This is a genomic window from Candidatus Kuenenia sp. (assembly GCF_039794105.1).
Classification (GTDB): domain Bacteria; phylum Planctomycetota; class Brocadiia; order Brocadiales; family Brocadiaceae; genus Kuenenia.
This window is the reverse complement of the sequence record NZ_JBDIWA010000001.1, coordinates 1-11,500: the sequence shown is the minus strand read 5'-3', so window position 1 is coordinate 11,500 and position 11,500 is coordinate 1. Positions and strand designations below refer to the sequence as shown.

Annotated in this window: 11 protein-coding genes; 8 read left to right on the top strand and 3 right to left on the bottom strand. The window is 40.9% G+C overall.

Annotated elements, in window-relative coordinates:
- The first annotated feature begins 205 nt into the window (after window positions 1–205).
- The gene (locus tag ABJL82_RS00055; RefSeq protein WP_099326984.1) at window positions 206–388 is read left to right on the top strand and encodes a hypothetical protein; all 183 of its coding nucleotides are present in this window, start codon (window positions 206–208) and stop codon (window positions 386–388) included.
- A gap of 125 nt (window positions 389–513) precedes the next feature.
- Here ABJL82_RS00055 and ABJL82_RS00050 read toward each other — a convergent pair whose 3' ends face one another.
- Window positions 514–1,416: a flagellin gene (locus ABJL82_RS00050; protein WP_347272635.1), complete on the bottom strand. Its 903-nt coding sequence runs from the start codon at window positions 1,414–1,416 to the stop codon at window positions 514–516.
- Between the two features lie 815 nt (window positions 1,417–2,231).
- Here ABJL82_RS00050 and ABJL82_RS00045 point away from each other — a divergent pair.
- Together ABJL82_RS00045 and tsaE are read left to right on the top strand one after the other, a co-directional pair.
- Complete coding sequence (locus ABJL82_RS00045) at window positions 2,232–3,152, top strand: thiamine-phosphate kinase (protein WP_347272634.1); 921 nt, start codon at window positions 2,232–2,234, stop codon at window positions 3,150–3,152.
- 78 nt (window positions 3,153–3,230) lie between these two features.
- Window positions 3,231–3,770, top strand: coding sequence for a tRNA (adenosine(37)-N6)-threonylcarbamoyltransferase complex ATPase subunit type 1 TsaE (gene tsaE / locus ABJL82_RS00040; RefSeq protein WP_347272633.1), 540 nt, complete (start codon window positions 3,231–3,233; stop codon window positions 3,768–3,770).
- A gap of 132 nt (window positions 3,771–3,902) precedes the next feature.
- On the opposite strand, the gene ABJL82_RS00035 is transcribed toward tsaE, so the two are convergent.
- The gene (locus tag ABJL82_RS00035) at window positions 3,903–4,139 is read right to left on the bottom strand and encodes a helix-turn-helix domain-containing protein (protein WP_347272632.1); all 237 of its coding nucleotides are present in this window, start codon (window positions 4,137–4,139) and stop codon (window positions 3,903–3,905) included.
- A gap of 448 nt (window positions 4,140–4,587) precedes the next feature.
- Here ABJL82_RS00035 and ABJL82_RS00030 point away from each other — a divergent pair, with 448 nt between their 5' ends.
- Together ABJL82_RS00030 and ABJL82_RS00025 are read left to right on the top strand one after the other, a co-directional pair.
- On the top strand, window positions 4,588–4,788 hold the full coding sequence (locus ABJL82_RS00030; protein ID WP_099324406.1) for a cold-shock protein: 201 nt from the start codon (window positions 4,588–4,590) through the stop codon (window positions 4,786–4,788).
- A 432-nt stretch (window positions 4,789–5,220) separates the two neighbouring features.
- Window positions 5,221–5,673: a response regulator gene (locus tag ABJL82_RS00025; RefSeq protein ID WP_347272631.1), complete on the top strand. Its 453-nt coding sequence runs from the start codon at window positions 5,221–5,223 to the stop codon at window positions 5,671–5,673.
- Between the two features lie 305 nt (window positions 5,674–5,978).
- Here ABJL82_RS00025 and ABJL82_RS00020 read toward each other — a convergent pair whose 3' ends face one another.
- Entirely contained in the window at window positions 5,979–7,790 is a 1,812-nt protein-coding gene (locus tag ABJL82_RS00020) for an ATP-binding cassette domain-containing protein (RefSeq protein ID WP_347272630.1), read from the bottom strand.
- Between the two features lie 420 nt (window positions 7,791–8,210).
- Between ABJL82_RS00020 and ABJL82_RS00015 the strand changes: the two genes are divergently transcribed.
- The 3 genes from ABJL82_RS00015 to ABJL82_RS00005 are packed head-to-tail and all read left to right on the top strand — an operon-like array spanning window position 8,211 to window position 11,341.
- Window positions 8,211–9,329, top strand: coding sequence for an AI-2E family transporter (locus tag ABJL82_RS00015; protein ID WP_347272629.1), 1,119 nt, complete (start codon window positions 8,211–8,213; stop codon window positions 9,327–9,329).
- A 35-nt stretch (window positions 9,330–9,364) separates the two neighbouring features.
- Entirely contained in the window at window positions 9,365–10,096 is a 732-nt protein-coding gene (locus ABJL82_RS00010) for a CBS domain-containing protein (protein WP_347272628.1), read from the top strand.
- Between the two features lie 30 nt (window positions 10,097–10,126).
- On the top strand, window positions 10,127–11,341 hold the full coding sequence (locus ABJL82_RS00005; RefSeq protein ID WP_347272627.1) for an efflux RND transporter periplasmic adaptor subunit: 1,215 nt from the start codon (window positions 10,127–10,129) through the stop codon (window positions 11,339–11,341).
- Window positions 11,342–11,500 lie beyond the last annotated feature (159 nt).

Here is an 11,500-nt window from a genome sequence, read left to right as displayed (position 1 = left end):
TTATTCGTTCTTTGGAAAACGAAAGAAACGCTTTGTATGGAAAATCTTATCATGGCACAGGATTCTGTTATACTACTTGACATAGTGGAATGAAAGTGTAGGATATGTAACGATTTTGTTTGTGGCAAGAAAGGCATAGGTGGCATTTTCCAACCAAATATCCCTTAAACCGTTTATAAATTTTTAGAGAAAGAGAGGCTTTATAATGAAAAACGTGGAATTATCTGTAGAAGGAAACATACTCACAATAAAGATAGACCTGTCAAAAGAATTCGGACTTTCTTCGTCCGGAAAGAACATTATTGTTGCATCAACGGAGGGAAATGTTACCATCCCCGACCGTGAAGAAAAGATCGGAATGAACGTTTACCGGAAACAAACAACGTAAAGGTGGACGGTGGAGAAAAACGACCCATGCAGTAAATAGTTCAAAAAAAAAGGGTTCACAGGAAGCGAGTCATTTCCTGTGAACCCTTTTTGATTAATCTGGCTCTCTGTCTGCATCAATGCTACTTATTGAAATAACTGCATTATGCTTTGAGGCCCTGCATTTGCCTGCGCCAGCATAGCGCTTGCAGTTTGTTGTAATATCTGAAGCTTTGTTGACTCTAACTGTTCGTATGCCATGTCCGCATCTTCAATCCTGCTCCTAGCCGCCTCTGTATTCGTCCTCGCTACCGTTAAACTGGTTTCCTGATAGGTCAGCCTGTTCACTACGGCGCCAATATAACTCAACCCTTCTGATACATCCGCAATGGCGGTATCTATATTGCTCATCAATGCCTGCGCGGACGCCGAAGAGGTAACCGCCCTCCCCGCCGTCGCAACACTTACCCGCAATCCATCAGCCTTATAGTTTGTATTGCTGCTATCAAAGCTTACATTGTCTTTCGCCAACAAGTCAAACTTCAACACATCATTGGTGCTGCTTGCCCCTGCGCCAATCTGGAATTTAAACTGCACGCTACTTGCCGCTCCTGAACCTGTAGCAGAATTCCCTGTACCAAATATTGACTGAGAATTCCATGTGGCCTGGGTAACTTCAAGATCGATTTGCGTTGCCAATGCTTTGAGTTCCGACTGAATAGCGTTACGTTCTGCACTCCCTAACGAATCGTCTGCCGCCTGCGTTGCCTTTGTCTTCATCTGTGTTAAAATATCAAGGATGTTATTCAGATGGCCTTCCGCAACCGCCATAAGATTCTTGGCAGAACCTATGTTTGCAAGGGCCTGGCCAAGCCCTTGTGAACGGGCATTGAATTTCTTGGCAATCGTAAAACCTGCAGCGTCGTCGGCGGCATTATTAATTCTTTTGCCCGTCGCAAGCCTTAATTGCGAAACCGACAATTTCGAATTAATGTCATTTAACGACCGCAACGCATTCAACGCATTAATATTTGTGTTTATCCTACTCATAACCGGACTCCTTTCCAAAAAAACATATAATTAATTCCTTTTTAACAATAAAACGAAACCTGTTACTCATTTTTGTTGCTATAGCAAAAATCTTGTAAACAAAGAATAGCAATACGTATGCCACTGAATATTTACACCGAGACAGCAAGACTTATCTGCCGTATTTGCAATAACATAAGATAGTTGTTTATTATTTTTTGCGCGATTATTAATGGGTTTAATTATTCAACAACCGAAAGATTTGTTGAAAATTTTTCCGATCAATTGGGAAAGTATTTCTCGTGTTATTTATCCATAAAACCGGCTTTGTTCATTTCAGCAACAGAGCCGCTGAGTTTTTTGCAAGGCATTACTTCTGTGTCTCTGTAACTAAATAGCTGCAATATTCTTTTTGCTAACAGTTGAAAATGGTTTGCAGCGTAAATGTCAAAAAAAATTTCTTGCCTTACCTTCGAAGTGTGATATTCTTTCGCTAATAGCCCGTCACCGTAGACGTAGAATGGTTAGTACATTATCTGTAATTTCTTTGTATTTTTGGGCAAAATATTTAATTGTGAAACACGAAATTCGAAGTACGAAATCCGAAACAAATTCTAATGACAAAATGATTTGAAATTCTAAACAAGTGCACTTTTCGTATCTCGTATTTCGTGCTTCATATTGTTGTATGTTTTGGATTTGTTTTGAATTTTATGATTTGTTATTCGAATTTGTTTCGTATTTCGTACTTCGAATTTCGTATTTTTTATTTCGTGCTTGTTTGGTTCTGGCTATGCCAGTTTATGGTGTTATAGAGAATATCTGTACTATTTCAAATGGACGAATTTCCTTTAATCAAGTGGATAAGAAACAGGAAGAAAAGATCAAATGCCGTTGTATGCGGCATTGGAGATGACTGTGCGGTCATTAATACTGCCAAAAATACCTTATGCCTCATAACCACGGACATGTTGGTAGAAGGCACACATTTTGACCTAAAGAAATATAATGCGTACGAAGTAGGAAGGAAGGCAATTGCCTGCAGCATTAGCGACATAGCGTCTATGGGCTGCAAACCATCCGTTGCGGTAATTTCTCTCTGTTTTCCACACGGAACAAAAAACAGTTTTGCAAAAAGGTTATATGCCGGCATATGGGAAATAGCAGATAAATATGATATCGATATTGTCGGAGGAGATATCATTAGTGGAGAAGGCCTTTTTTGTATTAATGTTACCATGCTGGGAAAGGATGAGGGATTAATGCCCATATATCGTTCCGGCGCAAAAGCAGGAGACAAAATTTTAGTAACGGGTAAACTTGGCGGTTCTTTATTGGGCAAACATATGTTTTTTGAACCACGCTTAAATGAAGGCATTGCGTTGAACAAAAATTTTACTGTCCATGCCATGATAGATATTAGCGACGGGTTGACTGCGGATTTGAATCATATATTGGAAGAAAGCGGGGTGGGAGCTGTTTTGTTTGAAGATAAAATTCCCGTGTCTGACGACGCATTAAAAATGTCAAAAAAAACAGGGAAAACCCCGATCCATCACGCCTTCTCCGATGGAGAAGATTATGAACTGTTGGCGGTATTGTCAAAAACACAGGCGGAAAAGGTATTGACGTCAGATTTATTTCCTGGCATGGAGATAAGTTGTATAGGAGAAATTGTTGAAAATAGAGGACTTTGGCTGAGGGACAGGAAGGGTAAATTGCGCCGGATACGACCTAAAGGTTATAAACATTGTTAAACGCCAGAAGTGCAAAAACAGTCCTCAATCTGCAATCTGCTGACTGTAGATTGTAGATTGTAGAGAGTAACTTTCATTTTGCTGAGCATTTTCAAAAAACTAAAAAGAATTATGGATGGTGCAGGAACATTGGCGATAAAAGAGCATGAAATAATTTTCACCAGCAAAAATGCAGAGGAAACAATAAAATTTGGTGAAGCATTAGGCGCATTATTAACAAATGGGCATGTCGTTGCCTTGATTGGCGACCTGGGCGCGGGAAAAACTACTATGGTAAAAGGGATAGTTGCAGGGCTTGACGTCAAGGATAGCAGAAATGTAAAAAGTCCCACCTTTTCTCTGGCGCACAAATATAATGGCCGCATTCCTGTTTATCATATAGACGCCTACAGACTCTCAGGGTCACAGGAATTATTGGATATAGGCAGTGATGAAATGATCTTTGGAAATGGAGTGACAATAATAGAATGGGCAGACAACGTATCCGACAGCCTTCCTGAAGAATATTTGAAAATAACATTAACACATGTTTCTGAAGAACGAAGGAACATAAAAGCATGCGCTTACGGCAAACGTTACGATCAAATAATACAATTATTACGCGATTGGTGCGATTGACCGGATTCGTAGTAATGCAAAGTAACCACAATTGCGGAACAAAGCGAGAGTGTTTTTCTCTTTTTCTGTAAAATATTTTAACCCTGCCAAGTTCTATGCCTGCCGCACAGGCGGTATAATCAGCGAATTTCCTTATACTGCCTGCCTGATACGTTTCGTGGAAATACCCGATCTTTTCTCCCTGTTATTACATGAGGGATATCCATTATTTATCCGGTTTCCCTCGAGATATTCATGGATATCGCCTTCCATAAACTTTGTCCGCCCTCCGATCCGGTAGCCTTTTATTCTCCCTTCCTTCAGATAACGCATCAGTGTCTTTCTGTCAATACCTATTCTCTGTGCTGTTTGTGTAGTGGTATACCACATGGCGAAACCTCCTTACGTTTATGATTATAAAAAAGATATTACTAGGTGAATGCATGTTCACCATTATATCTTTTTGAAATAAACAGTCAACGTTTTTTTGAAGACGATTGCTCCAAAAAGTTGTGATTAGTAATATCATGGCGTTTATCAATTGTTTGCCGTTTGTAACAATTCCGTGGCTTCAGGAATGGCATGGCTTGCTGATGGGATAATGCAGTTAGTGATCGGTTGGCAGCGCTTAAGAATTTTATTTTCAAAATATTTTATATTTTTCTTGTTATAAAGGAAAATTGCGTATATACTTCTTTAGTCGGTTGACTTGAACAGTAATATTATACAAAGTTGTGATGTGTTTCGTTGTAATGTTAAGGCTGCAAGGATGAAAACCTTGTGGCCTTTTTTTATTAGTAGCCAAATTTTTTTACCAAACGAAAGGGGGTGATTTATTATGGCGAACGGAACAGTAAAGTGGTTTAATGATTCGAAAGGTTTCGGCTTTATTTCTCAGGAAAACGGAACTGATGTATTTGTTCATCAGACGTCCATCAAGTCAGAGGGTTTCAGGACTCTTGCTGAAGGAGATAAGGTTGAGTTTGATGTCATTTCAGACCAAAAAGGCCAAAAGGCCACAAATGTTGTAAAAGTATAAATATGTGAAAAGCCCACTCTAATGTTTTAAATATAAACGATTGTATGATAGTTGATATATAAAAAATGGAGTAGACGCAATAAATACTGTTATAATTACAACACACAGCCCCATTATCCATAATAGGATAATGGGGTTTTTTTTGCAAAAAAAAATAGGGAAAAACCGTTGCAAAATATCGGCGTTTGTCAATATCCACGCCAAAAACCATTACAAAGAATGGATGGGCTGGAACAAATTTTTAAGGCTCATTGTTCTGTATGAAACACAAGCACACTGTATATTCTCTTATCAATTTTTTTTGTGCAGACGCGTCTGTCTTTTTCCCTTTGACAGCATACCCGGTTTTTGAGGATTGCTTAGGGGGGGAATCCGTTAACTACGGAGAAGATGTAAGGATTCATCCGGTTTATTATGAAAAGGAGCAAATCTATGGAAACAATACTGGTTTTGGAAAATAACGAACAACAGCGTATTCTCTGTAAACAAAAATTATCAAACGAAGGCTATAATGTCATTACGGCAAATGATGGCAAAACAGCGATTAAAAAAGTAAATGATTACTGGCCGGATATTGTCATAATGAATGTTAATATAAGTGATGTAGATATCATTGATGTTATAGGAAATATATTAATTCAGCATAAAAACATCCCTATCATACTGCGCACGGATAACAACTTTTACGGAAAGAATTTTCACCCGTGGCATGCGAATGTAATTACTTCCCGCCCTTCATGGTTTTTTGAACTGAAAGAGAAAATAAAAACACTGCTCAACGAAAACAAAGAGGCTGCATGCAATTTCAAGATTGGAGAAAAATTGAGCGGACACGAAAGTATCCGTCTTAACAGGAAAAGAAAGACTGAGAAATTGTGCACATAGAGACGCACAGTTACCTTTATTGAGTGTTACACGCATAGTTCCCCATGGTAACTATTCAGCGTAATTTATAACACATTCCTAAATCCCCATTTTGTAGAGACAGGTTTAAAACCTGTCTCTACTTACACGTTTTTATAAAACTTATACAAAGTAATTAAATTTCCGTGTATTCCGTGGTTTAACTGATTTTTATAAAACTTATGTAAAGTAAATCCCCTCTAAAAAGAGGGGTGGCAGCGTAAGCTGACGGGGTGTGTATTACACGCTGAATAGTTACTGTAAATGTTACTATGTTTTTGACTATACTAAGATACCGCTTCCTGTTCGCTGCGTAATTTTTCCAATGCCTCCCATCGGTGAAAGGCTTCAGCCAGTTCGCATTCCAGGGCTGACGCTCTCCCTTTAATCTTTTCTATTTCCTCTTTCCCTTTCTGATAAAACACGGGATTGCCCATTGTCTGAGATAACTGCTGTTGTTCTGTTTCCAGCAATTCAATCCTATGAGGCAGGGATTCCAGTTCGCGTTTTTCATTATAACTGAGTTTACGTGTTCGTTTGGATTGTTTACTCTCCGCTTTCGGCTTTGAAGAAAGCTGTTTTTCCGGGGAATCGTTTTGTGCAGGTACAGTGCGTTGTCTTAACCAGTCATCATACCCGCCCACATATTCATTGATTATTCCTTCCCCTTCAAAAACGAGTGTGCTGGTTACTATATTGTTAAGAAAGGTACGATCATGACTGACGAGAAGAAGTGTTCCCTGATACTCCATCAGTAATTCCTCTAAAAGTTCCAGGGTTTCCACATCAAGGTCATTTGTGGGTTCGTCCATTACAAGGACATTGGACGGTTTTGTGAACAAACGCGCCAGAAGGAGACGATTGCGCTCTCCTCCGGAAAGTGTTTTGACGGAGACCCGCGCCCTGTCCGGAGAAAACAGGAAGTTTTGCAAATATCCGATGATATGCCGTGGTTTGCCATTGAAGGTGATCACATCGTTTCCCTCCCCCACGTTTTCAAACACCGATTTATCTTCATCCAGTTGCGCACGCAGTTGGTCAAAATAGGCTATTTGCAGTTGAGTGCCATGGCAAACATTGCCTTTTTGTAGAGGCAATTGCCCTAATAAAAGACGTAAAAGAGTCGTCTTGCCGGAACCGTTGGGTCCGATAATTCCCACCTTATCTCCCCGCATGATCGTTGTGGAAAAGTTATTCACAATGAGACGATTATCATATCCGTAAGTAGCGCCTTCCACCTTTATAACAACCGCGCCGGAACGGTCTGATTCCTGCGTCTGTATAAGTGCGGAGCCTGTTCTTTGCCTGCGCTCGCTTCGAACTTGGCGCATTTTCTCCAACTCTCTTTTCCGCCCTTCATTACGGGTGCGTCTGGCCTTAATTCCTTGTCTTACCCATACTTCTTCCTGTGCAAGTTTTTTATCAAAAAGTGCGTGCTGTTTCTCTTCTGCGTCCAGGACAGCCTGTTTACGCGTCAAAAAAGTTTCGTAATTACACGACCAGCTTGAAAGATTTCCCCTGTCCAGTTCAATAATACGGGTAGAGAGTTTTTTGAGAAACGAACGGTCGTGGGTAACAAAAAGCATTGTGCCTTCATAACGCAGGAGAAATTCTTCCAGCCAGCAGACTGCATCGATATCCAGATGATTGGTTGGCTCATCAAGCAACAGAATATCGGGACCACACACCAGTTCCCTGGCAAGCAATACCTTGCGTTTAAGGCCTGAAGAAAGGGTATTGAATTCAGCATGAGCATCTAACTGCATCTGCGAAATTATCTTATTTATTTGATGACGGCCTTTGCGTTCAGAAGAAGGCAAATTTTCGAACTCGTTCGATAGTATGTCGGATACCGTACCATTTATTTTTTTTGGAACTTCCTGGGAAAGGTATGCCGTACGCAATCCTTTCTGCCGCACAATTTCTCCGGAATCAGGCGTCAGATCGCCATTGATAAGTTTTAGCAGGGTAGATTTACCGGCGCCGTTGCGGCCAAGGAGACATGCCTTTTCGCCCCGCTCTAACTGCAAATTTGCGTGTTCAATCAGCAAAGGACAACCAAAACCTATCGTTACATCCTGCAAACTTATCAACGCCATCGATATTCTCCAAACATGATTTTCTTTAAATTGCACCTTAACAGTATTAACAAACAACCCGTTATGTGATTTTATCACAGCGCCGTCAGCCTGCAATCAAATAATGAAACAGGCATGACTTGGTACCTTTTGCAGTCCTCAATCTACAATCTACAATCTACAGTCGGCAGTCGGCAGATTGAGGATTGAGGATTGAGGATTGAGGATTGAGGACTGAGGACTGTTTTTATGCTTGTTTAGTTCTGCCTATGCCAATTTAGGGTTTGGAAACAAGCAGTCAAAATTTGCTGTCAAAGACTGCCAAATTCTAAGAAAAACATTTTACTTAGGAGATAAACTGTATAACATGATTGAAAACATTACGCCGGTTGGCCCTATTGGTATAATCCTGTCTGAAGGACGGCAGGGAAGGAGACTTTTATGGAAAAACAAAAAATATTTGAAAACATGTGGATAAGAACGCTGCTGTGGCTTTGCGCAATTGCCGCGTTTCTCCTGGTGTGCTATTATTTAAAAGGCATTTTAATATCACTCTTTCTGGCTTTTACGGTGGCCTATATTGTTGATCCATTACTCGATATTATTGCAAAACGAAGGTTTTTATTTTTTAAAAAAGGGTTGCCGCGCAGTCTTGCAATAGTGGTACTTTTAACAGGCATGTTGTTTATGGCGGGCGGGGCGGCAGCCTATACAATACCAAAGACCTTGCATGGCGTCCAGCGAGTTGGCGCGGTATTAAAAAAACAGTATCCGAAGTATCAGGAAAATGTGGAACTATTTATTGAAACCTATAAGGATACCGGGATTGCTACATTTTTAAAAACACAATTAGGCATACAGAACGGCAGTGAAAAAGAAACGCAGGAGAAACGTACGGGACTTATGAAATTTGCCCTTGCAACAATAAAAAACATCTTTCAAGGAGCCTTCGGTCTGGCGGGAATAATAATTAACATCATCGTTTTCGGCGTAGTGACCATATATCTCCTGAAAGATTTTGACTTCGTTATAATAAAGTGCAGGAACCTGCTTCCGGTTTCAAAAAAAGAAAAGATATCTGAAATTTTCGGGAAGATAAATGAAAACCTGAAGGCATTTCTAAGGGGGCAGATTACGGTTTGTATTATATTATCCATAATATATGGAATAGGGTTGACCGTTATTGGCGTACCGCTTTCATACCTCATAGCCATAATGGGTGGATTTGGGAACGTTATTCCCTACATCGGAATAATGCTTGGCCTTGTTCCCGCACTGATACTCACGTTTATTCAATATCAGGATATCACCCATTTGATCCTTGTCGTGGCGGTATTTGGCGTAGGACAGTTCTTTGAAAGCACCATAATAACGCCAAAAATTGTTGGAACAAAACTCGGACTGCACCCTGTAGCTATTATACTGTCCATTTTGATATGCAGCCAGATATTGGGATTTTTGGGTCTTTTGCTTGCAGTTCCCATTGTGGCTGTGGCGAAGGTGCTTATTGATGAAGGGCTTTTGAGATACAAAAATACCAATTTCTTTAAGGGTAGTTAAGGGAATGAGGTCTTTGTTTAAGGAGTAAATGCAAAATGGGATTTCAGATAATCGACCAGGGAACAAGATTCCCTCTTACTGCAGGAATATTTACAACGCCGCCTCGCCGGGTTGAAAGGCTGCAACATACCGCAAAGGACAAAAGAATTGAGGAAAACAAGGACAATTTGCAGGAACGGGAACAACGAGAAAAGGAAAAACAAAAACCCCGTAGTTCATCAACGCTTATGTACCAAAAAACCGAATACCCACACCAGAGAAATTCATTACATGCAAATCAGATCATGTCTTCTCCTGTAGTTACAATCCCGCCGGATACCAGGCTCGATGAAGCATGGGAGATTATCAGGGAACATAGGTTCCGCCACCTGCCCATTCTCACACCTGATAAAAAACTTGCCGGCATTATTTCCGACAGGGATTTGCTTCGTGAGGCAGCGCAGAGCGAAGCATCGGGAAATAAACAACCGGTCAATACCCCTGCTCAAAAATGGTATGAAGCAGATGCCCATTATACGGATGCCGGATTTTACCAGGATGACATTTATACATTTCCAAAAAAGAAAACCGTTCTGGACATTTGTAAAACAAGAATTCTGACAGCAACGCCTGACACTGAGCTGAGAGAAATTGCAAAAATATTGATAGAAGAACATATTGGGTCAATGCCAATTGTTGACGAAAACAATCGTCTTTTAGGCATAATTACCAGGAGCGACGTCCTGAGAACAATTGTCGCGAATGGAGCTATTGATCTTTTAATCTAGCGTACCACTTCAGTGAAATAGCATACTACCATGAGTAACGATCTGACAACGCTTCACATCGATAAATCAAAATTTCTGGTTCGGCGCGGCAAAACAAAGGGGAAAATATATCTCTCTGTCGCCGCCGGAATCATTATTGTTCTGGGGATACTGTATGGAACTGGCATTCTACTACCTGCTATTCGTGTGCGCGTATCAGGTATTTCTACCATTTTCCCCTCTCAGACGTTTACCCTTTTAAATGCGAGTGGGTATGTTGTCGCCCAGCGAAAATCCGCCATATCGTCGAAGATCACCAGCTCGCTTGTTTCCTTGTCGGTAGAAGAAGGCAGCAGGGCAAAAAAAGGAGATGTTATTGCCTGCCTGGAAAACAAGGACGCAATTGCGGCGTTGAAAAGAGCAAAGGCGGATATGAATACCGCCAGATACAGGCTAAGGCAGGCAGAAGCAGAACTTACTGAGGCGAAGCTTGCTTACAATAGAACAACGAATCTTTTGCAAATGGGAGTCGTTTCTCCGTCTGAATATGACACGGCAGATGCAAAATACAAACTTGCGATTGCAAAGGTTGAAGAAGGGAAGGCCGCAATACGCTCGGGCAAGGCGGCAGTGAGCGAGGCAAAGGTGCAACTTGATTATACTTTTTTACGCGCACCTTTTGATGGGGTGGTATTAACGAAAAATGCCGATATTGGCGATATCGTCACTCCTGTGGGAGCAGCGGCAAATGCCAGGGCGTCGGTAGTGACTATTGCCGACCTCGATTCACTCATGGTGGAGGTTGATGTATCTGAATCAAATATTGAACAGATAAGCGCCGGGCATCCATGTGAAATTCAACTGGACGCTTTTCCGGGAGAAAGATTTCGCGGTGAAGTGCATATGATTGTGCCTACTGCGGACAGAACAAAGGCCTCGATACTGGTAAAAGTCGCATTTGCCGATAAAGATTCCCGCATTATGCCGGAGATGAGCGCAAAGGTTGCGTTTTTAAAACGACACGCAACGGATGATGAAAGAAGGCCAATAAAGGCAATTCCCGTAACGGCGGTCAGGACAATGATGGGAAAGAATGTTGTATATACGGTTGAAAACAACCGGTTAGTGGAAAAGGTCGTAAACACGGGAAGGTGTTACGATGCTATGATAGAGATAGTATCGGGGATAGAAGATGGAGAAAAAATAGTAACAGACGGGAATAAGAAAATGAAAAACGGCAGAAGGGTAAAAATATCCGAAGAATAAAAATATGCCCATGTACAGCTAAAAGCATCAATCCCGGCGGGTTCAGGTTTGCAACCCAATGTCATTAAGTTAAGAAAAGCATCGCAAAAAAACGATATATCATCTTGATTAACAATAAGTTAGGTGGTATAATCAATGCCGAGTTAAACGTAATTTACC